Source organism: Nonomuraea sp. NPDC004186 (assembly GCF_053603495.1).
This window is the reverse complement of record NZ_JBSGFQ010000059.1, coordinates 1-23,025: the sequence shown is the minus strand read 5'-3', so window position 1 is coordinate 23,025 and position 23,025 is coordinate 1. Positions and strand designations below refer to the sequence as shown.

At 68.0% G+C, this 23,025-nt stretch carries 19 protein-coding genes and 2 pseudogenes; 13 read left to right on the top strand and 8 right to left on the bottom strand.

The window, feature by feature from the left end:
* The first annotated feature begins 83 nt into the window (after nt 1–83).
* Nucleotides 84–2,513 carry a SpoIIE family protein phosphatase gene (locus tag ACWEPL_RS37915; protein ID WP_452439021.1) on the top strand — a complete coding sequence of 810 codons (2,430 nt, stop codon included), beginning with the start codon at nt 84–86 and terminating at the stop codon, nt 2,511–2,513.
* Here ACWEPL_RS37915 and ACWEPL_RS37910 read toward each other — a convergent pair.
* The 3 genes from ACWEPL_RS37910 to ACWEPL_RS37900 all read right to left on the bottom strand — a co-directional run bounded on the left by ACWEPL_RS37910 (nt 2,503) and on the right by ACWEPL_RS37900 (nt 5,347).
* The gene (locus ACWEPL_RS37910) at nt 2,503–3,441 is read right to left on the bottom strand and encodes an aldose epimerase family protein (RefSeq protein WP_363967640.1); all 939 of its coding nucleotides are present in this window, start codon (nt 3,439–3,441) and stop codon (nt 2,503–2,505) included. The genes ACWEPL_RS37915 and ACWEPL_RS37910 overlap by 11 nt on opposite strands.
* Nucleotides 3,438–4,400, bottom strand: coding sequence for a LacI family DNA-binding transcriptional regulator (locus tag ACWEPL_RS37905; protein ID WP_355201651.1), 963 nt, complete (start codon nt 4,398–4,400; stop codon nt 3,438–3,440). The genes ACWEPL_RS37910 and ACWEPL_RS37905 overlap by 4 nt, the downstream gene beginning before the upstream one ends.
* Nucleotides 4,401–4,552: 152 nt before the next feature.
* Complete coding sequence (locus ACWEPL_RS37900; RefSeq protein WP_363967642.1) at nt 4,553–5,347, bottom strand: NAD-dependent epimerase/dehydratase family protein; 795 nt, start codon at nt 5,345–5,347, stop codon at nt 4,553–4,555.
* Between the two features lie 135 nt (nt 5,348–5,482).
* On the opposite strand from ACWEPL_RS37900, the gene ACWEPL_RS37895 reads away from it, so the two are divergent.
* From ACWEPL_RS37895 to ACWEPL_RS37875, 5 genes are all read left to right on the top strand, one after another.
* On the top strand, nt 5,483–6,790 hold the full coding sequence (locus ACWEPL_RS37895) for a sugar ABC transporter substrate-binding protein (RefSeq protein ID WP_350724723.1): 1,308 nt from the start codon (nt 5,483–5,485) through the stop codon (nt 6,788–6,790).
* Entirely contained in the window at nt 6,787–7,716 is a 930-nt protein-coding gene (locus ACWEPL_RS37890; protein WP_350724721.1) for a carbohydrate ABC transporter permease, read from the top strand. Before ACWEPL_RS37895 ends, ACWEPL_RS37890 begins: the two co-directional genes overlap by 4 nt.
* Nucleotides 7,713–8,573, top strand: a complete 861-nt coding sequence (locus tag ACWEPL_RS37885; protein WP_363967646.1) for a carbohydrate ABC transporter permease — start codon at nt 7,713–7,715, stop codon at nt 8,571–8,573. The genes ACWEPL_RS37890 and ACWEPL_RS37885 overlap by 4 nt, the downstream gene beginning before the upstream one ends.
* Before the next feature lie 67 nt (nt 8,574–8,640).
* Nucleotides 8,641–9,402, top strand: coding sequence for an IclR family transcriptional regulator (locus tag ACWEPL_RS37880; protein ID WP_350724718.1), 762 nt, complete (start codon nt 8,641–8,643; stop codon nt 9,400–9,402).
* Between the two features lie 12 nt (nt 9,403–9,414).
* The gene (locus ACWEPL_RS37875; protein WP_452439020.1) at nt 9,415–10,320 is read left to right on the top strand and encodes a 5-dehydro-4-deoxyglucarate dehydratase; all 906 of its coding nucleotides are present in this window, start codon (nt 9,415–9,417) and stop codon (nt 10,318–10,320) included.
* A 22-nt stretch (nt 10,321–10,342) separates the two neighbouring features.
* Here the strand turns inward: ACWEPL_RS37875 and ACWEPL_RS37870 are convergent, their stop codons facing one another.
* Together ACWEPL_RS37870 and ACWEPL_RS37865 are read right to left on the bottom strand one after the other, a co-directional pair.
* A complete protein-coding gene (locus ACWEPL_RS37870; RefSeq protein WP_452439019.1) occupies nt 10,343–10,591 on the bottom strand; it encodes a hypothetical protein in 249 nt (82 codons plus the stop codon).
* 193 nt (nt 10,592–10,784) lie between these two features.
* The gene (locus ACWEPL_RS37865) at nt 10,785–12,254 is read right to left on the bottom strand and encodes an aldehyde dehydrogenase (NADP(+)) (RefSeq protein ID WP_350724714.1); all 1,470 of its coding nucleotides are present in this window, start codon (nt 12,252–12,254) and stop codon (nt 10,785–10,787) included.
* Nucleotides 12,255–12,358: 104 nt separating this feature from the next.
* On the opposite strand from ACWEPL_RS37865, the gene ACWEPL_RS37860 reads away from it, so the two are divergent.
* The 3 genes from ACWEPL_RS37860 to ACWEPL_RS37850 all read left to right on the top strand — a co-directional run bounded on the left by ACWEPL_RS37860 (nt 12,359) and on the right by ACWEPL_RS37850 (nt 15,559).
* On the top strand, nt 12,359–13,615 hold the full coding sequence (locus ACWEPL_RS37860) for a glucarate dehydratase family protein (RefSeq protein WP_363967654.1): 1,257 nt from the start codon (nt 12,359–12,361) through the stop codon (nt 13,613–13,615).
* The gene (locus ACWEPL_RS37855; protein WP_452439018.1) at nt 13,612–14,964 is read left to right on the top strand and encodes a hypothetical protein; all 1,353 of its coding nucleotides are present in this window, start codon (nt 13,612–13,614) and stop codon (nt 14,962–14,964) included. Before ACWEPL_RS37860 ends, ACWEPL_RS37855 begins: the two co-directional genes overlap by 4 nt.
* 97 nt (nt 14,965–15,061) lie before the next feature.
* Nucleotides 15,062–15,559, top strand: coding sequence for a DUF402 domain-containing protein (locus ACWEPL_RS37850; protein WP_363967869.1), 498 nt, complete (start codon nt 15,062–15,064; stop codon nt 15,557–15,559).
* Nucleotides 15,560–15,803: 244 nt separating this feature from the next.
* Here ACWEPL_RS37850 and ACWEPL_RS37845 read toward each other — a convergent pair.
* Nucleotides 15,804–15,974 (bottom strand): annotated as a pseudogene (locus ACWEPL_RS37845) (IS5/IS1182 family transposase); the annotation flags it as partial.
* 265 nt (nt 15,975–16,239) lie between these two features.
* On the opposite strand from ACWEPL_RS37845, the gene ACWEPL_RS37840 reads away from it, so the two are divergent.
* Nucleotides 16,240–16,977: a phosphotransferase family protein gene (locus ACWEPL_RS37840; protein WP_452439017.1), complete on the top strand. Its 738-nt coding sequence runs from the start codon at nt 16,240–16,242 to the stop codon at nt 16,975–16,977.
* Between the two features lie 700 nt (nt 16,978–17,677).
* Here ACWEPL_RS37840 and ACWEPL_RS37835 read toward each other — a convergent pair.
* Together ACWEPL_RS37835 and ACWEPL_RS37830 are read right to left on the bottom strand one after the other, a co-directional pair.
* Nucleotides 17,678–18,319: a response regulator transcription factor gene (locus tag ACWEPL_RS37835; RefSeq protein WP_350724704.1), complete on the bottom strand. Its 642-nt coding sequence runs from the start codon at nt 18,317–18,319 to the stop codon at nt 17,678–17,680.
* The gene (locus ACWEPL_RS37830) at nt 18,316–19,512 is read right to left on the bottom strand and encodes a sensor histidine kinase (RefSeq protein WP_363967662.1); all 1,197 of its coding nucleotides are present in this window, start codon (nt 19,510–19,512) and stop codon (nt 18,316–18,318) included. The genes ACWEPL_RS37835 and ACWEPL_RS37830 overlap by 4 nt, the downstream gene beginning before the upstream one ends.
* A 113-nt stretch (nt 19,513–19,625) precedes the next feature.
* Between ACWEPL_RS37830 and ACWEPL_RS37825 the strand changes: the two are divergent.
* The 3 genes and pseudogenes from ACWEPL_RS37825 to ACWEPL_RS37815 all read left to right on the top strand — a co-directional run.
* Nucleotides 19,626–20,279 (top strand): annotated as a pseudogene (locus tag ACWEPL_RS37825) (ABC transporter ATP-binding protein); the annotation flags it as partial.
* 62 nt (nt 20,280–20,341) lie between these two features.
* Nucleotides 20,342–21,106 carry an ABC transporter permease subunit gene (locus ACWEPL_RS37820; RefSeq protein ID WP_452439016.1) on the top strand — a complete coding sequence of 255 codons (765 nt, stop codon included), beginning with the start codon at nt 20,342–20,344 and terminating at the stop codon, nt 21,104–21,106.
* Nucleotides 21,107–21,855: 749 nt separating this feature from the next.
* Nucleotides 21,856–22,632, top strand: a complete 777-nt coding sequence (locus ACWEPL_RS37815; protein ID WP_452439015.1) for an ABC transporter permease — start codon at nt 21,856–21,858, stop codon at nt 22,630–22,632.
* Nucleotides 22,633–23,025 lie beyond the last annotated feature (393 nt).

The following is a 23,025-nucleotide window of genomic DNA, read 5'->3' as shown; positions in this document are numbered from 1 at the left end:
CACAACAGGAGGTATCAACGGCACCATTCTGACACTCTGAGAGTGACCGTACTGCCACATCGAGTGATGTTCTAGGACGCAGAGTGGACACGACCAGGGTGTCGAGCACGGCCTTCGACGGGACGCCACATGCCCCGGCTCAGGCGCGCAAGTTCGTCCGCCAGGTGCTCGGCGAATGGCGCCTGAGTCATCTGGCGGAGGACGCCGTGCTGCTGACCAGTGAACTCGTCACGAACGCCGTCGTGCACGCGGGCACCGGCGTCGAGCTCACCTGCCGCCTGGACGTGACGGCCAGCCCTCCGAAGCTGGAGATCGAGGTCGACGACCGCCACCCCACGCGGACGATCCTGGCGGCCGGGCCCGCGCCCGAGCCGACGCGAGCGTCGGGGCGCGGCCTCGCGCTCGCGGGCATGCTGGCCGACGCCTGGGGCGTCACGTACACGAGGACCGCCAAGCGCGTCTGGGTGCGCATGGAGATCTCGGACGGCTGCGACGTCCAGGAGGCCGCGCCGCCGCCCACCGCGGCGCCCATCGAGACCCTGCACGTCGGCGTGATCGTCGCCGACCGCGACGGGGTCGTGCGGTCGTGGAACCCGGAGGCCGAGAAGCTGCTCGGCTGGCGGGCCGATCAGGCGGTCGGCCGATCCCTGGAGCGGTTAGTGGCCTGGCGCGGCCACGGGCCGTACGCGCTGTCGCTGGCCGACACCCTCGGCCTGGGCCGCTGGCGGGGCGAGGCGCGCATGCGGCACCAGGACGGCCGGCTCGTCCCCGTCTACGTCTCCCACCTGCGCTCCCGGCGGCAGCGCTGCTCGATCTGGATGGTGGTGGCCGCCGACCACGGCTACGTGCTGACGCCGCCGCCGGCGCCGCAGCTGGGCGGGGCAGGCCGGCGCATCAAGGACCTGCTCGCCCAGGACATGCCGTTCGCCGAGCTGCTCGACACGATCGCCCGGATCGTGCAGATCTCCAGCGGGGGCGACGCCGCGTACGTGCTGCTCGCCGCGGAAGGCGGCAACAGGTTCGGCGTGGCGGCGGGCGCGGGTGCGACGGCGGGGCTGGTGGGGGTGCTGGCCACCGGCGTGTTCGGCGCGGAGCGCACGACTCCCACCATGATCGAGGACCTGCTCGCCGTGGACGTCGAGCTGGCCCAGCAGCTGCGCGCCAGGTCGCTGGCGTGCGCGCCGCTGCTGGTCGGCGGCGAGCTGGCCGGCTACATCGTGGTGACGGCCGCCCAGCCGGACCGCTTCGACCAGGAGCTCACGGTCAGCCTCCAGCACATCGCCGGCCAGGTGGCCGTGCCCGTGCAGCGCGAGCGGCTGGCCGAGCAGGACCGCGCGCACCGGGGGCGGCTGTCGTTCCTGGCGGAGGCGGGCGAGCTGCTCGCGGGCGTGCACGACGAGGAGCTGATCGCGGCGCTGACCGCGCAGCTCGTCGTACCCAAGATCGCCACCTGGGCGGCCGTCTACCTGACCGACCTCGCGGGCATGACCAGGCTCGCCCACGTCTGGCACAGCGAGGAGCGCCACAACGCCGACCTGCGCAAGTCGCTGCCCGCCATCCCGCGCACCGCCCTCAGCGAGGTGAGCTGGCCGGTCGGCCCCGAGACCGTGCTGTCGTTCCCGCTGCTCACGCAGGGCAGGTCGCACGGGGCGCTGGTGATCGGCCGCATCGAGCCGACCCTGCCGCTGGAGCTGGCCGACCTGCTGTCGGACCTGTGCCGCCTGGTGGCGCTCAACCTGCACACCGCCATGCTGTACGCCAGGCAGGCGACCACCTCCCGGGTGCTGCAGCGCAGCCTGCTGCCCATGCGCGTGGCGCCCATGCCCGGCCTGGAGTCCGCGGTCGTCTACGAGCCGGCCGAGGAGGGGGCGCACGTCGGGGGCGACTTCTACGACCTGTTCACGGTGGCCGACCACTGGTGCTTCGCGCTGGGCGACGTCTGCGGCAGCGGGCCCGAGGCGGCCGCCGTCACCGGGCTCGCCCGCCACGCCGTACGCCTGCTGGCCAAGGAGCACTACACGGTGGCCGACATCTTCGACCGGCTCAACCACGCGCTGCTGGAGGAGGGTGAGGAGGGCAGGTTCCTCAGCCTGCTGTGCGGCGAGCTGACCCCGCTGCCGCAGGGCGGCGCGCTCTGCACGATCGCCTCCGCGGGCCACCCTCCCCCACTCCTGCTGCGGCGGGACGGCAAGGTCGAGCCCATGGCGAGCCCGCAGCTCCTGCTGGGCATCGAGTCCGGCGCCAGGTTCTACGTCGAGACGTTCGAGCTGGCGCCGGAGGAGCTGCTGCTGTGCGTCACCGACGGGGTGACCGAGCGGCGCAACGGCGGCCGGCTGCTCGACGACGGCGACGGGCTGGCCGAGCTGCTGTCGGGCTGCACGGGGCTGAGCGCCCACGCGGTGGCCGAACGCGTGCGGCACGCGGTCGAGACGTTCGCCGAGGAGCCGTCGCAGGACGACGTGGCCCTGTTGGTGATCAAGGCCTCCGCCGCCCTGCAACCCATCAGGACGTGAATCTGTACGTGGTCGTCGAGGTGCGGCGCGTGCCCGGGCGGAGCACGGTGGAGGGGAACTGGGGCTTGTTGGGCGAGTCGGGGAAGTGCTGCGTCTCCAGGCACAGCCCGCCGAAGGGCCCGTACGGCGTCGCGTCCCCGTCCAGCATGTGGCCGGTGTAGAACTGCACGCCCGGCTCGGTCGTCGTGACCTCCATGGTCAGGCCGCCGGCCGTCACCGTGGCGCCGCCACCGCCGAGCACGTAGCAGTGGTCGTAGGCGCCGTCGTTGCGCTCCCCCACCGCGTGCGGCTCGGTGAAGTCGAACGCCGTGCCCTTGACCGGCGCGAGCTCCCCGGTGGGGATCTTGGCGTCGTCCACCGGCAGGTAGTGGTCGGCGTCGATCCGCACGACGTGGTCGCGCACGTCGCCCTCGCCCGAGAGGTCGAAATAGGAGTGGTTGGTCAGGTTGACCACGGTCGGGGCCTCGGTCTCCATCTCGTAGTCGATGCGGAGCGCGTCGTCCTCGAGCGTGTACGTCACCCGGGCGGTCAGCGTGCCGGGGTAGCCCTCGTCGCCGTCGGGGCTGATCAGCCTGAGCGTCACCGACGTGGCGTCGTTGGACTCGATGGACCACACCTGCTTGTCGAAGCCCACGATGCCGCCGTGCAGGTGGGCGGTGCCGTTGTTGACGGCCAGCTCGTACTCGACGCCGTCCAGGGTGAAGCGGCCGTTCGCGATGCGGTTGCCGTACCTGCCGACGACCGCGCCGAAGTAGCGGCTGCGGGTCAGGTAGTCCTCCAGCGTGTCCAGGCCGAGGACCACGTTGCGGCCGGACACCTCCAGCGAGCGCACGATGGCGCCGTACGTGAGCACCTCGGCGCGCAGCCGTCCCGACGACAGCTCCACCAGCTCGACGCTCTCCCCTGACGGCAGCGTTCCGAAGTTCATGATTGGGCCCTTCCCGTGGACTCTCTGACAATGAGGGCGGTGTCGAGGGTCACTGTCGCGCCCTCGCCCCCCGACTGGAGCAGCAGGTCGACGGCCATCCTCCCGGCGGCCACCGCCGGCATGGCCACCGTGGTGAGCTTGGGCCGGTTGAGCCGTCCCGGCAGGATGTCGTCGAACCCGATCACACTTATCTGGTCTGGTACCCCTATCCCCATCTCCGACAGCCCCTCAATGAGGCCAAGCGCGACGAGATCGTTGTACGCCAGCACCGCCGTGGCCCCGCAGGCCGCCACGTCGGCGGCCACCGCCAGGCCGCCCGACTCCGTGGGCTGGTTGGGGCCGAAGAAGACGAGGTCGAGCCCGGGCGACTCGGCCGCGGCGCCCTGCATCTCGTTGCTGGTCCACGAGCCGATCGGGCCCGACACGAGCGCGATCCTGCGATGCCCCAGCCCGACCAGGTGCTCCAGTGCCAGCTTGGCGCCCTGGGCGACGTTCATCAGCACGGCGGGCATGCCCCGGATGCGCCGGTTGACCACCACGAACGGCACGTCCTCGGCCAGCCGTTCGATCATCTTGTTCGACAGGCGGGGGCTGCACAGCAGGACGCCGTCCACCTGCTTGGCGAACGTCCTGATCAGCTCCTCCTCGACGCGCGGATCCTCGTCGGTGTCGGCCACGAACACGTGGTAGTCGCGGCCCCTGGCCTGCGCCTGGGCGGCCTTGATGAGCGGCGGGAAGAACGGGTTGGCGATGTCCGCCACGATCAGGCCCATGTTGAACGTGCGGCCGGTCGTGAGCGCCCTGGCGGCGCGGTTGGGCCGGTAACCGAGGTCGTCGGCGGCGGCCAGCACGCGGCTTCTGGTGGCAGGATTGACCAGGTGCGGGGCGGAGAAGGTGCGGGACACGGTGGAGACGTGCACGCCGCAGGCGCGGGCCACGTCCTTGATCGTCGCCGCCATCGTCGTTCTCCCTTGCAAACGGTTGCCAGAATAAACCTTGACCTTCGCGCCTCCCGTCGTCAAGGTTCTTGCAACCGGTTGCCGGCCCTTCCGCTTTCCACCCCCTGCGATGCGGCCCGCCCGATACGGCAGCGGCCGCGAATCGACCAGGGTTACCAGCGACCCCCCAGCTCGTTGAGGGTGAACACCCCTCCGGCGCGGTTGTGGAGCGGCTCGGAAAGATCCGGCTCCCCCAGCTCGGCGATGAGCGCCGCCGCCTGGGAGTCGGAGGAGTCGCGGGACTCGTACCCGATGGCCTTGGCCTCCTCCAGCGACCACCACCGCCGCGCGTTGTCCGAGACCCCCCAGACCACGTGGTACCCGGGCGCGGTCAGCGCTGCCTCGATCAACCGGGTCAGGTCGTCCGGCGAGATCCACGTGGCCAGCCCGCGCGTGTCGCCGGAGGCCTCGTTGCAGGTGCCGAGCCGGACCACGGTGACGTTCATGCCGAACCGGTCGTGGTACAGGCTCCCGAGCGCCTCCATGACGACCTTGCTCACTCCGTAGAAGGTGTCAGGCCGGGGAAAGGCGTAGTCGGGCAAATCGGAGCCGTCAGCGGGGCGGGTGTGGTAACCGGCCGCGTGATGGCTGCCCATGAGCACCAACTGCTGGACGCCCTCCTCGCGCGCCGCCTCCAACAGCACTTGCGTGCCGTTGATGTTGGCCTGCACGATGTCCGCCCAGGGATGTTCCCGGCTCTGGCCGCCAAGGTGGATCACCGCGTCCACGCCCTTCATCGCCTCGGCCACCGCGGCCGGGTCGGCGAGGTCGGCCGTCACCCACTCCTCGCCGGGGCCCGGCTCGATCGGGTGAAGGTCGGAAAGCCGCAGGGTGCGGCCGTCACGGGCGAGCCGTGGGCGGAGCAGCGTGCCAACTTTTCCAGCGGCTCCGGTCATAAGAATGCGCATGTCTCATGGTGTACACGATTCTGGCCGAAATTCACATCCTTGAATATTGACCGTGAACCATGCAACTAGTTACGTTCACAGCCACGAGTTCAAGTCCACGACTCATGTCCACGTATGTGAACGGGAGGCGGTCTGATGTCACGTCGTCTGCTCGGGGTCGCGATGACAGCGACCCTGGCCGTAACGCTGACAGGCTGCGGTTCCGGGGGATCAAGCTCAGACAACGCTCTGGAGATCTGGATCAGGCAGGCGCCCGATTCGGACTCCGCCAAGACAGCGGTGAAACTCGCCGACGCATTCACGAAGGCCAGCGGGGTGAAGACGAAAGTCGTCGCGCTATTCGACGACTTCGAGACCAAGCTGAACCAGCAGGCCGCCCAGAAGAAGCTCCCCGACATTGTGATCAACGACACCGCCCAGCTCGGGAACATGCACTCGCAGGGCTGGCTGCGCGAGATCGACAAGGCCACGCTGGCCGGCGGCGACAAGCTGTCCGACCGCGCGTGGGTGGCCGCGACGGGCAGCGACGGCAAGTTCTACGCCGCCCCGTTCTCCGCCCAGGCCTTCGCGCTGATCGTACGGAAGGACTGGCGCGAGAAGGTCGGCATGGAACCGCCGAAGACCTGGGACGACCTGGCCAAGCTGGCGCAGGCGTTCACCGAGAAGGACCCCGACGGCAACGGCCAGGCCGACACGGCGGGCTTCGTCATCCCGGCGGGCACCAAACGCGGCTACGCCTCCTGGTACGCCTCGTCCCTCATCTACGCCAACGGCGGAGACTTCATCAAGAGCACCGGTGGCGGCCACTTCCAGTCCACGGTCAGCGACCCCAAGACCGTCGAGGCCGTCCAGTACCTGCAGGACCAGTTCTGCAAGACCAAGACCGTCAACCCCGGCGCCGTCAGCAACGACACGACCGTCACGCACGAGGTGTTCGAGAAGGGCCAGGGCGGCATCTACCTGGTCGGTCCGTACGTGCTGGCCAGGTTCGTCAAGAGCGTCGGCACCGACAAGATCGAGGTTCTGCCCCTGCCCAAGGGCCCGTCCGGCGGTCCCGGCACCCTCGGCGAGGGCGAGAACGTCTACCTGATGGCCGGCTCCGACCAGCAGGACGCGCAGAAGAAGTTCGCCGAGTTCGCGATCTCCCCTGACGGCCAGAGGATCGGCATGAACAAGGACGCCAACGGCGCCATCGTCCGCCTGCCCGTCAACACGCAGGTCGACATGGCCGCCGAGCGGCAGGATCCGCGCTGGAAGGTGTTCCAGGACGCGTACGCGAACGCCGTCTACGCCCCGCCCGTGCCGAACTGGGCGCCCATCCGCCAGGACTCCGCCGACTCCATCAACGCGGTCTGGGCCGACTGCTCCTCCAACGTCAAGGCGGCCATGGACCAGCTGAACACCAAACTCACCCAGGAACTCCAGAGCCAGAAAGCGTCATGACCTCGACACTGACCGAGGCGCGCAGCCGTACGGCGACCCCCCACCGCCGCACCAAGCGGGTGCGGTGGCGGGGGCCGCTGATCACCTGGCTGTTCCTGGCGCCCGCGCTGCTGCTGTTCCTGTACTTCAAGTTCATCCCGATGTTCGTGGGCCTGTGGAAGAGCTTCTTCAAGGTCCAGACGTTCCTCGGTGACGAGTGGCTGGGCCTGCAGAACTACCAGACGATCATCAGCGACGCCGACTTCGCCGCGGCCATCTGGCACAGCATCCTGCTGGCGCTGGGCACCACGGTCGGCTCGCTCGTCCTGGGTCTGGGGTTCGCGCTGCTCATCGAGGGACCGGCGCGCTACCTGTGGTTCGTGCGCACCGCGGCCTTCCTGCCCGTCGTCACCACGATGGCGGCCGTGGCCGAGGTGTGGCGGATCATGTTCCACCCGGCCGACAGCGGGATGCTGAACGTCATCATCGGCTGGGCCGGCATCGATCCCCAGCCGTGGCTGGCCAGCGAGCACTCCTCCCTGTGGTCGATCATGCTGATGAGCATCTGGCGCGGCACCCCGTACGACATGATGATCTTCCTGGCTGGGCTGGTCGGCGTCGATCGCACGCTCTACGAGGCCGCGGCCGTCGACGGCGCCTCCACCTGGCACCGGCTGCGGCACATCACGCTGCCCGCCCTGCGGCCGGTGTTCTGGATCCTGTTCACGCTGGCCGCCATCCGCGGGCTGCGGGTCTTCGTCGAGGTGTACGTCCTGACGAACGGCGGTCCGAACGGGTCGTCCGAGGTGCTGATGACGCTGATCTACAAGCTCGGGTTCCAGAAGAACGACCTGGGCGTGGCCTCGGCGGGCGGGATCGTGCTGTTCCTGGCCACGCTGGTGCTCACCCTGGTCGCGCAGATGTTGCGCAGGAGGCAGGCGACATGAGGTTCGACAGCGCGCTGGGGCTGGAGTCGCGCAAGGGGCCTCTGGCCGTCGGCGGAAAAGTCCTGATTTATAGCTTTATGGTGGTCGTTTTCACCGGGCCGCTGGTCGGGCTGCTCGTCAGCGCCTTCAGCAAGACGCTCGACCCCACCGCCTTCTCCCTGTGGCCGGACGAGTTCACGCTGGAGAACTTCGTCCAGGCCAAGGAGAAGAACGTCTACCTCTACCTGCTGAACTCCTTCATCGTCGTGGGCTTCGGCCTGCTGCTGCAGATGCTGGTGAGCGTCTTCGCCGCGTACTCGCTGGCCCGCAAGAAGTTTCGCGGCATGACGTTCGTGCTGCTGCTCATGCTCACCACGATGATGCTCCCCGAGGAGATCATCGCGATCCCCCTCTCGCTGGTCCTGGCCGACATGCCGCTGCTGCACGTGAACCTCATCGGCACGTACGCGGGCATGATCCTGCCGGTCGGCGCCTGGGGCTTCTCCATCCTGGTCATGACCGAGTTCATGAAGGAGGTGCCGGTCGAGCTGGAGGAGGCCGCGCGCATCGACGGCGCGGGGGAAATGCGGATCTTCGCCACCATCATCCTGCCGCTGTGCCGTCCCGCGCTCGGCGTGATCGGGGTGTTCGGCTTCACGATGATCTGGGACCAGTACCTGCTGCCCCTGATCGTCGCGCCCGAGTCGAGCATGTGGACGCTGCCCATCGCGCTGCGTTCGCTCCGTTCCGACGAGGAGGTCGGGATCGGCGTGCTGCTGGCCGCCTCGCTGCTGGCGCTGCTGCCGTCGATCATCGCGTTCCTGGCCTTCCAGCGGCAGTTCATGCGCGGTCTGACAAGCGGCGCCATCAAGGGTTAAGTGTCCATGTATCTGGACGCTATCCCATATCCTGGATGTCAACCCGCAGCAGTAGAGGGGATTGAGTATGGAGCCTCAGCTGGTCAAGTCCGCGGAGCGGACGGTGCGCATCCTGGAGGCCCTGGCCGATTCGCACGACAGCCTGACGCTGTCGGAGCTCCAGCAGCGCACCGGGTTCCCGCGCAGCAGCCTCCATGCCCTCATGCGGACGCTGGTCGAGCTCAACTGGGTCGAGACCGACTCGGCCAGGTCCGCGTTCGGGATCGGGCCGCACGCGCTACTCACCGGCACCGCGTACCTCGACAAGGATCCCGCGTTGCCGTTCGCGCAGGAGACCTTGGAGGACCTGCGGGCAGAGATCGGCCAGACCGCCCATTTCGCCCGCCGGGACGGCGCGCACGTGCTCTACCTGGCCACCCGCGAGTCACGCGAGGCCGACCACGTGATCCCCAGGGTGGGCCGGCGCCTGCCCGCCCACGTCACGGCGCTCGGCCAGGTGCTGCTCGCCCAGCTCACCGACGACGAGGTCATGGCCATCCTGCCCGACCCGCTGTCCTCGCTCACCGACCGCACCATCACCGACCTGAACAAACTGACCGGCGAGCTCGACCAGGTCCGCACCCGCGGCTGGGCGTACGAACGCGAGCAGGGCACCCCCGGCCTTGCCTGCGTGGCCGTGGCGGTCGACTACCGCATCCCGGCCACGGACGCGATCAGCTGCTCGATGCCCGCGAGGCTGGCGCCCGCCGAGGTCGAGCGGATCACCGAGGCGGCGATCAAACACACCCGCAAGCTGGCTGCCACCCTGCGCAGGGAGGGCATCCGCTAGAAAGGACCGTCGATGCGGCTGGATGGTGTTCTCTTCTTCCCGGTGACCCCCTTCGAATCCGGTGGCGACCTCGCCGAACCCGCGCTGGCCCGGCACGTCGCCGACGGAGTCGCGGCGGGAGCGGGAGGAGTGTTCGCCGCGTGCGGCACCGGCGAGTTCAACGCCCTCGACCTCGACGAGTACACCCGGGTGGTGGGCGTCTCCGTCGCCTCCACCGCGGGCCGCGTCCCCGTCTTCGCCGGCGCCGGCGGCCCGCTGCCCGCCGCCAGGGCCATCGCCCGCGCGGCCGCCGCCCAGGGCGCCGACGGGCTGCTGCTCATGCCTCCGTACCTGGTCAGCGGCCCGCCCGCGGGCCTGGTGCGCTATGTACGCGAGGTGGCCGCGACCGTCGACCTGCCGATCATCATCTACCAGCGTGGCACCGCCCGCTTCACCCCCTCAGCCGTCGCCGAACTCGCCGAGCTGCCCAACATCGTCGGCTTCAAGGACGGCCTGGGCGACTTCGACCTGCTGCAACGGATCATCCTCACCGTCCGCCGGTCCACCGGCAAGGACTTCACCTTCTTCAACGGCCTCCCCACCGCCGAACTGACCGTCCCCGCCTACCGCGGCCTCGGCGTCAACCTGTACTCGAGCGCGGTGTTCGCCTTCGCGCCCGAGATCTCCCTGGCCTTCTACAAGGCGGTGACGGGCGGGGACGAGGTGCTGACGCAGCGGCTGCTGACCGACTTCTACCTCCCGCTGGTGGAGCTCCGCGATCTCGTACCCGGCTACGCGGTCTCGCTGGTGAAGGCGGGGGCGCGGTTGCGGGGGGCGGAGGTCGGAGGCGTACGCCCACCCCTGATGGACCCGACCCCCGAGCACACGGCCTCCCTGGAGCGCATCATCACCACCGGCCTGGCCATAGCCGGTACCTGACCCGCCAGCCCTTGATCCAGCCTCAGCCGACGTCGAAGGGCGGCAGCTCAGCCAGGTCCAGAATGGCTGCCGGCGGGAAGTCCGGCCACGAGCTCGGCGGGTCCTGGTTCAGGTTGCGCAGGTGCTTGTCGATGAAGCGCTGGGCATTGCGCAGAACCCTGACCGCGGTGGCGGCGTCGATGGCGCCGTCCTGCAGCGCTTCAGCGAGCTCGTCTATGCACCGACGCTCAACCCCACCCAGGGCCGGCGCCCAACCCCACCCCCACCTCATCCCGAAGCCGACACCCGACCCCCGCCCCAGGAACCGGACCCAGTCCCATTGCCACGCCGTCGCCCATGGCCGCCCCATCGGCCCGCGACCGACCAGCCAGCCTCACAGCCGGCCAGTCAGCCGCACGAAACCATCGCCACGAGCCCTGTCAGCGCCCGCGACCACCATCACCCCCATTTCGGGAGTGACCCGCTCACACCTCCAGACGACCGTCAACCCTCCGCGGAACGGACAGCGGGTTGTCGTCCTTGAGCTCGTCCGGCAGCAGCGCCTCCGGCCAGTCCTGGTACGCCGTGGGCGCCAGCCACCGATCGATCGCCGTCGCCCCGACAGAGGTGGACGTCGTGGTCGCGGCAGGCCAAGGGCCACCGTGCTGCATCGCCCAGCACACGGCCACCCCGGTCGGCCACCCGTTCCAGATGAGCCGGCCGGCCTTCCTCCCGAGCACCTCGACGACCTCGCCGGCCTCCTCAGGATCGGTGCCGTGGACGGTCGCGGTCAGCGACCCTTCCAGCCGCTCAAGCACGGGCCGCAAATCGGAAATTTCCCGATACGTCACCACGATCGACGCCGGCCCGAAGCACTCCTCGGCGATCCGCGGCAGCTTCTCCTCGAACGTGTCGAGATCGGCGGTGAACACCTTGGGCGTGACCGCCCAGCTCCCCTCCCCAGGCTTGCCCTCGGCCAGCAGCTGCAGCTCGCCCAGCCGCTCGACGCCGCCGACGTACCCGTCCCTGATCCGCTCGGCCAGCATGGGGCCACCGCTGGTCCCCTCGACCGCCTCGGCCAGGGCCTTGCGCAGCTCGTCACCCTCGGGCACGAACATGAGCCCGGGGTTCGTGCAGAACTGCCCGACCCCCAGCGTCAGCGACCCGGCGAACCCCGTGGCCACGTCCTTGGCCGGAGCGGAGGGCAGCACGACGACGGGGTTGACGCTGCCCAGCTCGCCATAGAACGGGATCGGCACCTCCCGCTCGTCGATCAGGCGCTGGATCGCCTTACCTCCGGCCACGGACCCGGTGAACCCGGCCGCGACCACTCCGGGGTGCTGCACCAGATCGATCCCCGCCTGCATGCCCTGCACCAGACCCAGCAGGTCGGGGTACGGGAGCGCGTCACGAACGATCTTCGCCACCCGCTCGGAGGTGTTCGGGTGCCCGGGGTGCGCCTTGACGACCACCGGGCATCCCGCTGCCAACGCGGACGCCGTGTCACCACCGGCCACCGAGAACGCGAACGGGAAGTTGCTGGCCGCGAACACGGCGACGACGCCGGGCAGCGCGTGCTTCATCCGCCGCACGTCGGGCCGCGGCGGCGCGAGCGAGGCGTCCGCATGATCGATGATGGCCTCGACGTAACCGCCGTCCCTGAGGACCTGGGCGAAGAGCCGGAACTGTCCCGCCGTACGCGCGACCTCGCCGCGCAGCCGTACCTCGCCGAGCGCGGTCTCCTGGTCGGCGAGCTGCCACAGCTCGTCCACGTGCGCGGTGAGCGCGTCGGCGACGGCCTCGAGCGCGAGCGCCCGCTCAGCCGCCGGAGTCGCCCGCCAGGCAGCGCCGGCGGCGGCCGCGGCGGAAACGATCAAGTCGACCCCGGCACTGTCGGTCTCCGGCAGTGCGGCGCCAACGGTCCCGCCGGTCCTGGGGTCGTGTCCGTAGATCATCGAAAGGCCCTTCCGAGCTTGACACTTCTTCAGCTTGATTCTTACAGTTGCGGCAACTTGTCCACAAATCTGGCTATTGTTCACATATCTGGACGGCGGTCTAAATGATCATCAGACAGATCCACGTCACCCCTGTCGCCTTCCGGGATCCGCCGCTTCTGAACGCCGCCGGAGTCCACGAGCCGTGGGCCCTCCGTACCATTGTCGAGGTCGTCACCGATGAGGGCCTGACCGGGTTGGGGGAGACCTATGGGGACCTCGGGCACCTGGGCAAGATACGCGAATGTGCGCAGGCTCTGATCGGCCTCGACGTGCACGCCACGAACACGATGTACGCCCGGATCAGCGCAATCGTCGGTCACACGGTGACCGACCTGCACGGACTGACCGGTGCCGCCACCAAGGAGAAGAGCATCGACCGGGTCTTCTCCCCCTTCGAGGTGGCCTGCCTCGACATCCGGGGCAAGGCGGCCGGTGTCCCGGTGAGCGACCTGTTGGGCGGCCGTGTCCGAGATGCGGTGCCGTACAGCGCGTACCTCTTTTACAAGTGGGCGGGCCACCCCGGCCAGGACCCCGACCGGTTCGGCGCGGCCTTGGACGAATCGGGTCTCGTAGAACAAGCGTCCCTCCTCATCAAGGAATACGGCTTCGAGTCCATCAAGCTCAAAGGCGGCGTGTTCCCTCCCGACCAGGAAATAGCCGCAACCCGCGCGCTTCACGAGGCATTCCCCGGGGTTCCCCTCCGCCTGGACCCGAACGCCGCCTGGACGGTCGAGACCTCGATCCGCGTGGGCCAGGAACTGGAAGGCACCCTCCAATACCTGGAGGACCCCACTCCCGGCATTTCCGGCATGGCGGAAGTGGCCGCTGCCGTCCCCATGCCGCTCGCCACGAACATGTGCGTGGTCACCCATGAACACCTCCCTCCCGCCATCGCATCCCGCGCGATCGGCGTACTCCTCCTGGACCACCACTACTGGGGCGGTCTCGTACGTTCCGCGCACGTCGCCACCTTGTGCGACACATTCGGCCTGGCGCTGTCCATGCACTCCAACTCCCATCTCGGGATCAGCCTGGCCGCCATGACCCATTTGGCCGCCGCCACACCGAACCTCACGTTCGCGTGCGACACGCACACCCCCTGGCAGGATGGTCAGGACGTGGTGGCGCCCGGCGTCCTGCGCTTCGTGAACGGCGCCGTCACCGTGCCCACCGGCCCTGGCCTCGGCGTCGAGCTCGACCGCGACGCGCTGGCCGTCATGAACGAGCAGTACGAGAAGTGCGGGATCTCCGCCCGCGACGACACGAGTTACATGCAACGCTTCGAGCCCACCTTTTCCGCAAGGAGACCGCGCTGGTGAACGTGGCCTACGTCTACCCCTGGGACATCGTCGGCGACCCCTCCGCCCCCGACCGCCTGGCCGGCCTCGGGGTGGAGGCGGTAGCTCTGGCAGCGAGCTACCACTCGACGAGAGCGGCCACGCCTTACCACCCGTCCCATCGCGTACTCGACGTTCCCTATCCGGCCTTCTACCTGCCGATCCGCCCGGCGTCCTGGTCCCGCCTGGTCCCCGCGACCCCCACCTGGACCCCGGAGGACGCGTACCTCCAGGCCCGAGACGCTCTGAAGGCGGTCGGCCTCCAGGTGCACGCCTGGACCGTCCTGACTCACAACTCCCACCTGGGCACCGCGAATCCCGACCTGGTCGTACGCAACGCCTTCGGCGACCCGTACCCGTACGCGCTCTGCCCCGCCCACGAGGACGTCCTGGAGTACTGCGAGCACCTGGTCAAGGAGATCCTCACTGTGGGCGAGCCGGACGGCCTCATCCTGGAGGCCTGTGGCCCCATGGGCTTCGGCCACCAGAGCGTCCACGAGAAGACGTCCGGTGCGGATTGGACACCCGCCGACTCGGACCTCCTCTCCCTGTGCTTCTGCACTGCCTGCGCCGACCGCTACCCCGCAGACACCCGAGACAGAGTCCGCGCCACCATCGACCGCACCCACCCCGCGCAACCCACCCCAGCCCCCACGCTCGGCACCACCGCCACCAGCACCACAATCGGCACCACCACGGCGGGCAACACCCCTGCCAGCGCCACGACCAGCGCCACCACGGCCAGCACTAGCACCTCGGCCAGCGCCACAACGGCCGACACCACCACAGTCGGCGCCACCACGGTCAGCACCACCACCACGGCCGGCACCACCACCACGACCGGCACCACGACTCCCAGCACTCACCCACTCACGATCGAACAGGCTCTCGGCGAGCTGACCGACGAGGTCCGCGCCATCCGCGTAGACCTGTCCGACTCTCTCCGCCACCGCCTGATCGCCGTCGCCCGTAGCACCGCCCCCAACACCCCCATCACCCTGCATGCCAACCCGAACCCCTGGGCAGCAGGCGCCTTCGCACCACTGCCGTCAGGCGAACCGGGAGCAGACGTACTGGTGGCCAACTGCTGGGGCGACCCCGCCACGGACGCCGCCCGCCTCGCCCAGCTCAAGGACCTGTCCACCCCTGGCCAGCGAATCGGCGCCTACGTCCTGGCCCTGCCCCCTCGTCCGGCCGACGCCGCGGCCCTGGCCGACCAACTCCGTACGTACGCCAAGGCAGGCGCGACCGAGTTTCACCTGTACCACGCCGGCTTGGCCTCCCCACAGCGCCTGGCTGCCATCACAGAGGCCCTACGTCAACACGCCTAACGCGACAACCCCAGCCACCCGAACGAACTCCAGGGTCCTGCGCAATACGTGGGGCCCTGAACGCTGAAGCCCCCGCACCGCAGATAAGTTGCCAGACGTGACCAATGTGCGAATTGTGTACCGAAAGTACGGCGGAGCGCTGCACTGGAACCACCCCGGCCAACTGCTGGGCGAGGACGAACACGGAGTCTGGGCCGAAGTCCCCGGTGGAACGGTCGCCCGCAAGGGCGAGGGCCCACCGGTCACGTGGGAGACCACTGCGATCATGCTGTTCCCTCGAAACGCCTGGTGGACTGCGTCCTTCAACGCACCACCCCACCGAAGCGAGATCTACGTCGACGTCACGACCGTCCCCGAGTGGAGAGACGGCGAGGTGACGATGCTCGACCTCGACCTCGACGTGATCAGGATGCGAGACGGCCGGCTCATCCTCGACGACGAAGACGAGTTCGCCGAACATCAGGTCCTCCTGGGCTATCCCCCCGAGCTCATCACCCAGGCAGAAGCCACTGCCCGCTGGCTACTCGACGCAGTAGGCCACAGAAAGGGCCCATTCGGCGGCGCCCACCTCGAATGGCTCACCAGAACCCCCTGACCAACTCACCACCAACTAAAAGAACCCGCGCCACCACGCCTTACAACCACCGAGAAAACCCACACCAAATATCCATCAACACCCCCTTTTCATCTCTATACGGCACGGGCAACGCGCCGATCGTGAAGCCCGGCAACGACCTTTCAGAGATGCTCAACCTTGAACGGGCTACAGCAAAGCTTCTACAACCTGGGCCTTTCGCGCGCTCGTCGAGACCGCGGAGCTTGGCGCTGACTCAGCCGCCCTGGGCGTAAGTGTCGCCGTCGCGCAGGTGGGCCAGCACCAGTAATGCCTGCTGGCCAGAGGTGAGCTTGCGCCATCGTGAGCCGCCGGCGGTGCGGTGGCGGCGGATGATGCCGGCGAGGTGGGCCAGGGAGCGGCGTGACACCGGTACTGCGGCGCGGTGGAACAGCACACGAAGCTCCTGAAATGGTGTTGCTCTTGATCGACAACCCATCTACAGGGGCTTCGCTATTTGTGATCAAGCCGGGTGATCCGCAATCGGGTCATGACCTGCGCCTTCAGATGAGAAATACCTCCCTGCTCGATCCGTCAGCGGTCAGTGGCGTGCGCAAGGCCGCCGGGCAGGCCCACGCCGCCGACGCCGGAGTGGATCAGCCGTGCAGTCGCACGCGATAAACCCGGTGACGTCGATGGTCATCCCCGCGATAATCGCCAACGTGGAAGAGGTCGAGGTCGTCGTCGCCCATAACGAGCGCGCGACCCTGTGCGTCGGTGACGTGTTTCTGAAGATCGACTCCGATCAGACGCGCACCGACGTCGAGGTCGAGGCGATGGCTATGGCGCCGATCCCGACGCCGGAGGTCCTGTGGCGGAAGCCGCCCGTGCTCGCGCTCGCCGCCCTCCCAGGCACGGCACTCGGCCGCCTCGGCGAGCCGTCCACCGCGTCGCCGGCGGCGTGGGCCGCAGCGGGTGCCGCCGCACGGAAGCTGCATGACGCGCCACTGCCGCCATGGCCCGGTCGGAGCCTCGACGAGATCGCATCGCGCCTCGACGACGAATGCGAGTGGCTCGTCACGAACGGCGTCCTTCCCACCGAGCTGGTCACGCGCAACCGCCAGGTTGCCGAGGCTGCGCTCCGGCCGTGGACACCGGTGTTCACGCACGGCGACCTGCAGATCACCCACGTGTTCGTCGACGGTGACGAGATCACCGGCGTGATCGACTGGTCCGAGGCGAGCCAGGGCGATGCCCTGTTCGACCTCGCCACCTTGACGCTCGGACACGAGGAGCACCTTGGCGACGTCGTCGCCGGCTACGGCACCGACGTCGACCTTGACGTGATCCGCGCGTGGTGGTCGCTGCGAAGCCTGCTGGTGATCCGCTGGCTGGTCGAGCACGGCTTCGACCCGTCCTCGCCAGGCTGCGAGGTCGACGTGCTGAGATCCCGGCTGTAAGGCTCCACGAGCCCGACAGGTACGAGTGCCGTTCTACCGCATCAAGCAGGCCATCTCCTGAAGCGCGTCACCTTCCGGACCAACGAGGTCACGGTCCTCGAAGATCCCCGGCAGCCGGTCGGCGACATCGGCAGCCGACGCACGACTCGAGTCGAAGCTGCACCTCAGCTGAGGACCAGCAACTGCCTCAAATAGACCCAGGATGAAAAGCCTCACCACCGCCCGGCACCTCACCACCGCGCCGCATCCCACCACCGCCCGGCACCTCATCACCGCTCGGCACCTCACCACCGCGCCGCATCCCACCACCGGGCATCCCACCACCACGCCGCACCTCACCACCGCGGCATCTCATCACCGCCCGGCACCTCACCACCGCGCCGCATCCCACCACCGAGCATCCCACCACCACGCCGCACCTCACCACCGCGGCATCTCATCACCGCCCGGCACCTCACCACCGCGCCCACCGCGCCGCATCCCGCCACCACGCCGCACCACCACCGCCCGGCATCCCGTCACCACGCCGCACTTCACCACCGCGGCATCTCACCACCACGCCGCATCTCGCTATGACGTCACCCGAGACCCTGGCCCTCGAGACCTCGGCCAATTCCTCAAACAAGGCCGCCAATATCGCCCTAGCAAGCGCCGACAGCTCCAACATCAGCTCCGTGACTCGGCGCCGGCGCGCGCGAATTTAGCCCGCAGCGGAAACGAGCCCACTCTCATATGCCGCGATAACAAGCTGTGCCCGATCCCGAGCCTCCAGCTTGGCCAGCAACCGAGTGATATGAGTCTTCACCGTAGCCAAGCTCACCTGAAGATATTCCGCGATCTCCCCATTGGACAAGCCGCGCGCGATCAACATCAGAACCTCGCGCTCCCGCTCCGTAACCCCGTCCAACCCCTTCACCCGAGGCAGAACCGGTGTACGCGTGAACTCCTCAATCAGCCTGCGCGTAACCGTAGGCGCCAACAAAGCTTCCCCACTCGCGACCACGCGGATAGCGGCGAGTAGATCCGCAGGCGGCGTGTCCTTAAGCAGGAATCCGCTAGCCCCAGCCCTCAGTGCATCATAGACATAAGAATCGAGGTCGAACATCGTCACGACAAGCACTCGGGAAACATCCCGGAGACGCCGAGCGGCCTCGATCCCATCCATTTCGGGCATTCGAACATCCATAAGCACGACATCCGGCCGCTGTTCCAAAGCGACAGTAACAGCCTCCACCCCAGTGGCCGCCTCACCGACAACAGCCAGATCTGGCTCGGAGTCCACAAGCACGCGAAAACTTCCCCTGAGCAACGCCTGATCGTCGGCGATAACGACCCGGATCACAAGACCTCCTCATAAGGCAGTTCGGCGAAAACACGGAACCCTCGGCCAGAAAGGCGCCCGGCTTCAAACGTCCCGCCGTACATCATGACCCGCTCCCGCATCCCGATCAGACCATGCCCGGTGCCGGCAGCAGACGACGTACGACTGCCAGTCCCGTCATCCACCACCTCGATCCGTACTTTCTTGCCATCGGCGACCACGGACACCCTGCAGCGAGCGCGCGCGGCATACTTGATGACATTCGTCAGCGCTTCCTGCACGATGCGATAAACCGACAGCCCCACGCCCTCAGGCATCCGCCCTCGCCTGCCGGGCTCCCCTTCTCCGCGTCCATCGCCATTCCCGATCCGTACCTCGAGCCTGACCTCGACCCCGGCCAGCCGAGCCTGCGCCACCAGCCCTTCGATCCCCGCCAGACCAGGCGCGGGGACAAGGTCGGGCTTGGATGAAGAGCGAAGCACACCGAGCAAATAGCGCATCTCAACCAGCGCGCTCCGGCTGGCCGTCTCGATCACACGCAGCGCGTCATGCGCCTCGTCCGGCTTGGTCGCCATCACGTGATTGGCCACGCCGGCCTTGACGGCGATCAATCCCACGCTGTGTGTGACCACATCGTGCAGCTCGCGAGCGATCCGTAAACGCTCCTCCGTCACCGCCTGCGCCGCCAACCGCTCAGCGTCGCGGGCCGCGTAGAGCCGGCGCTCCTGCACGGCCCGGCCGACAGTCCAAGCGCCGCCCAGCGCTGCGATCCCCATGAGCGGCTGGTCGAGATGCAACAGCCATCCCGGAGCGGTGTCACGCGGCGCACCCGCTAGAGCCAGGCCAAGGACTGTGACCAGGCTCAACCCGCCGATGGCCGACGTCGGGACCACGGCCCCGAACCTGTCGGAGAGGGCGACTATATAAAGCGCGTACGCAGGCGCGAGGTAGGCGAACCCCACGGCGTCGACCAGCGCGGCGAAGACGGCGACCACAAGCGTGAAGCAGAAGACGGGCAGGGGCCACAGTCTTCGCAGCCCCAGCGGCAGCCCCAGCCAGAAGGGGATGGCGATCCTCATCCAGGGCGGCAGCGCGGTGGCGTTCACCGCCACCGTGAAAGAGACAAGGGCAAAGCACATCCCCGCCGCCAGATCGAGCATGATCAGCTGGCCACGGCTCAATCGCCTGGCGAAGAAGGGATGGGTGTCGTCCACGCGTTGAACGGTAGCCGCTGCGGCGGTCTCCTCACGTCAACCCAGGGTCTGACCTTGAGATTCGAACCGTGGTCCGACGCGCGGGCGGCGCGCCGTCCCGCATCCTTTACCGCGTGATCGAACTCCAGCACCTCACGAAGCGCTACGGCGGCACCCTCGCCGTGGACGACCTGTCGTTCAGGGTCGAGCCGGGCCACGTGACCGGCTTCCTCGGCCCCAACGGCGCGGGCAAGTCCACCACGATGCGTCTGATCCTCGGCCTCGACGCCCCGACCTCCGGCCAGGCACTGGTCAACGGGCGCCGATACACGTCGATCGCCAAGCCGATGCACGAGGTGGGCGCCCTCCTCGATGCCAGTGCCGTCCATGGCGGTCGCAGCGCCTACAACCACCTGCTGTCCCTGGCCCGCACCAATGACATCGGCCCTATGCGCGTTGCCGAGGTGCTCGACCAGGTCGGCCTGGCAGGCGTGGCCCGAAAACGGGTGGGCGGGTTCTCACTCGGCATGAAACAGCGGCTCGGCATAGCGTCGGCGCTGCTCGGCGATCCGGCCGTGTTGATGTTCGACGAGCCAGTGAACGGCCTGGATCCAGATGGTGTGCGCTGGATCCGCGACCTCATGCGTTCTCTGGCCGCCGAAGGTCGCACGATCCTGCTCTCCAGCCATCTGATGAGCGAGATGGCCCTCACCGCCGAGCGCATCATCATCGTGGGCCGCGGCAGGCTGATCGCCGAGGCCACCGTCGCGGAGCTGACTGCGCGCTACCCCTCGCTAGAAGACGCCTACATGGCCCTGACCGCCGGAAGCGTGCAGTACGGAGCGTCCCGATGAAAGCGGTCCTCTCCGCCGAATGGCTGAAGCTGCGCTCAGTGACCTCCACCTACCAGACGCTGGGTACGGCGGCCCTCACAGTGCTCCTGGGCGTGGCCTGGACCCTCTATGTGAGCGGCCTGGCCGACGAGCGGGGCGAGCTGCGGGCAGCGGCCCCAGAGCAGGGTTTCCTTCCGCTCGTCCAGATCAGCCTGGCGGTGCTGGGCGTGCTCGCGATCACTTCCGAGTACGCCACGGGGACGATCAGCACCAGTCTGATCGCCGTCCCGAAACGCGGCACATTACTTCTGGCCAAGGCCGGCATCGTCGGCCTGGCCACGTTGACAGCCGCGAACGCGGTCCTCCTGGTCACCTATTCGGCGAGCCGCCTGATAGCGAGCGGTCACGAGCTGGGCTTCAACAACACCTCGATCACCGACGACCTGCCCATGCTGCTCGCTTCCGGCCTGTCGGTGACCGCCCTGGCACTGGTAGGCCTCGGCCTCGGCACCGCGATCCGCTCAACAGCGGGAGCAATCGTCTCGATCGTGGCATTGCTGTTCGTGCTCCCAGGTGTCGTCAACTACTTGCCCCCACCCTGGAACACCCGCGTGGCCACGCTCCTCCTACCGAATCTCGTCCCCCAAATAGCCGACCAGCACCTCTCCTCGCGCTTGGGCGACGGTCTTCTGCCTCCCTGGGCCGCACTTGCCGCCCTCCTCGCCTATCCCCTCGTCGCCCTCGCCATCGGCTACTACCAACTCAACCGCAGAGACGTCTGAATCCTCCCTCCCCTTTCCAGGACGAACACCACAGACGCCACCACACAAACGAGACCAGCCCCGACAGAGCACCATCAGCCCCGAAACGAGCGCCCATGCAGGCGCGCTCCCACGCGAACCGAAATGCCCGTAGGAGCAGAAGTGACACGAGCATCCCCTACGCCACGATCGAGCAACCGCAGACGCACTCTCACCACGGAAGCGCGGGCCGCGAAGCCGCCCTCACCGCTGGCGCGCGAACGGCGAAGCCCACTCTAAGCACTGGAGCAAGGACACCAAAGCCCGCTCTCGCCAAATGAGCAGCCAGTGAAACGAACGCTCTCGCCCGAAGGACGCACGAGCGTTCGAGCATCCCCGTACCAAGAACCAACGACCATGAACGCCCCCAACCGCGGCAACAACGCGGACGAGCACGCTTTCGCCCTACGAAGGGACGCTCGTATGAGCATCTCCCAGCAGCAGGAAGAGCCACTTGCATAAGCGTTTCCCGGCGGAGCCGCGGCACGCTCTCGCTCAAAGTTCTTCAGTAAGCGCTATGACGACGGCCGCACGAGCTTCCTCACCGTCACCTGACCGAACGTTCCCACACCACAGCAATGGCTCTGGAACGCAAGGCCACACGAACGCTCCCGCCTCAGGAACAGGCATAACGGAGCATTTCCCTCACGAACGGACCAACCCCACATGACCGCACTCATCCGAAGAATGGATACCCGCATCGGCATCCTCAGCTCGGAGCGGACGAAAGCATGAGCGTTCTTACCTCGGAATGGCTGAAGGTACGTTCCCTCCGCTCCACGCACCTGATTCTCAGCCTCAGCCTAGGCACGGTTGTCTTGGGGTTCGCACTCGCCATGATGGCCGCCAACATGTACGACACCGCCCCCGCCGCCCGGCGACCCGGCGCTCGGATCGCGGATCTGGAGGAGGTGATCGTGATCGTGCCCCAACTGTGCATGGGCATCCTGGGCACGCTTGCCATCACTTCCGAATACGTGACCGGCTTGATCAGAACGAGCTTGACCATCATCCCGCGTCGTTGGCCCGTCCTCGTCGCCAAATCCGCCATCGTCGGCACGCTGGGCCTGATCATCGGCTTGGTGACGGTCTTCGGCACCTACTTCGTCACCCGATGGGTGATAGGCGACCGCTTCTCCGGCGCGTACACCGACGCCTTCATGGACCGACTGCCACTCCTCACTGCCATCAGCCTCACAGTGCCTACGTTCGCGCTGCTCGGCTTGGGCTTGGGCGCGCTCTTCCGTTCGACCGCCGCCTCGATCGCCACCTTGGCCGGCCTCGTCTACGTGATCCCCATAATCATCGGCAACATCCCGGAGCCATGGAGTGAACGCCTCGGCTCTGTGATGATCGGCGCACTTCCCCGCGAGATCACTGGCGACCTGATCACCACATCGGTATACGGCTCCCTCCTGTCTCCCGTAGCGGCCGCCGCAGTGCTGGTCGCGTACGCAGCGTGCCCGTTGGCAGTGGCCCTGTGGCTGGTAGGCCGGAGGGACGCCTGAGACGTCCACCCTGGGGCCTTTGAGGCCGTTCCGGAAGGCGAGACCACCAAGCACCTCAGATGCCCGGCATCCACCCTGGAGGGCGAGAGCACCAAGCACCAGTGATGACCGGACCCCGCCCCGCAGGACAAGACCGCCAAACACCGGTAACAACCAGCACCCACCTCGCAGGACGAGACCGCCAAACACCCGTAACAACCAGCACCCACGTCGAAGGGAAAGGTCGCTGGAACCCGCAGACCGCCAGTGCCCCAAAGAGGCAGCAGCACCGCATCGTCCGGGCCGGTAGTGCCGCTAGCCTCGATCTTTCGCGATCAAGGTGTGGTCGGCTGAGCGGTCCAGCTGAGGGTTGAATTGCGTGCTGTGGTCAGCGCGCTGGCCCGGCTGTCGCGC

Excerpts from the sequence above, each read along its gene's own strand:
- ACWEPL_RS37910 (WP_363967640.1), bottom strand. The coding sequence starts at position 3,441 with ATGAACTTCGGAACGCTGCCGTCAGGGGAGAGCGTCGAGCTGGTGGAG.
- ACWEPL_RS37905 (WP_355201651.1), bottom strand. The coding sequence starts at position 4,400 with ATGGCGGCGACGATCAAGGACGTGGCCCGCGCCTGCGGCGTGCACGTC.
- ACWEPL_RS37900 (WP_363967642.1), bottom strand. The coding sequence starts at position 5,347 with ATGCGCATTCTTATGACCGGAGCCGCTGGAAAAGTTGGCACGCTGCTC.
- ACWEPL_RS37895 (WP_350724723.1), top strand. The coding sequence starts at position 5,483 with ATGTCACGTCGTCTGCTCGGGGTCGCGATGACAGCGACCCTGGCCGTA.
- ACWEPL_RS37890 (WP_350724721.1), top strand. The coding sequence starts at position 6,787 with ATGACCTCGACACTGACCGAGGCGCGCAGCCGTACGGCGACCCCCCAC.
- ACWEPL_RS37885 (WP_363967646.1), top strand. The coding sequence starts at position 7,713 with ATGAGGTTCGACAGCGCGCTGGGGCTGGAGTCGCGCAAGGGGCCTCTG.
- ACWEPL_RS37880 (WP_350724718.1), top strand. The coding sequence starts at position 8,641 with ATGGAGCCTCAGCTGGTCAAGTCCGCGGAGCGGACGGTGCGCATCCTG.
- ACWEPL_RS37875 (WP_452439020.1), top strand. The coding sequence starts at position 9,415 with ATGCGGCTGGATGGTGTTCTCTTCTTCCCGGTGACCCCCTTCGAATCC.
- ACWEPL_RS37870 (WP_452439019.1), bottom strand. The coding sequence starts at position 10,591 with ATGAGGTGGGGGTGGGGTTGGGCGCCGGCCCTGGGTGGGGTTGAGCGT.
- ACWEPL_RS37865 (WP_350724714.1), bottom strand. The coding sequence starts at position 12,254 with ATGATCTACGGACACGACCCCAGGACCGGCGGGACCGTTGGCGCCGCA.
- ACWEPL_RS37860 (WP_363967654.1), top strand. The coding sequence starts at position 12,359 with ATGATCATCAGACAGATCCACGTCACCCCTGTCGCCTTCCGGGATCCG.
- ACWEPL_RS37820 (WP_452439016.1), top strand. The coding sequence starts at position 20,342 with ATGAAAGCGGTCCTCTCCGCCGAATGGCTGAAGCTGCGCTCAGTGACC.
- ACWEPL_RS37815 (WP_452439015.1), top strand. The coding sequence starts at position 21,856 with ATGAGCGTTCTTACCTCGGAATGGCTGAAGGTACGTTCCCTCCGCTCC.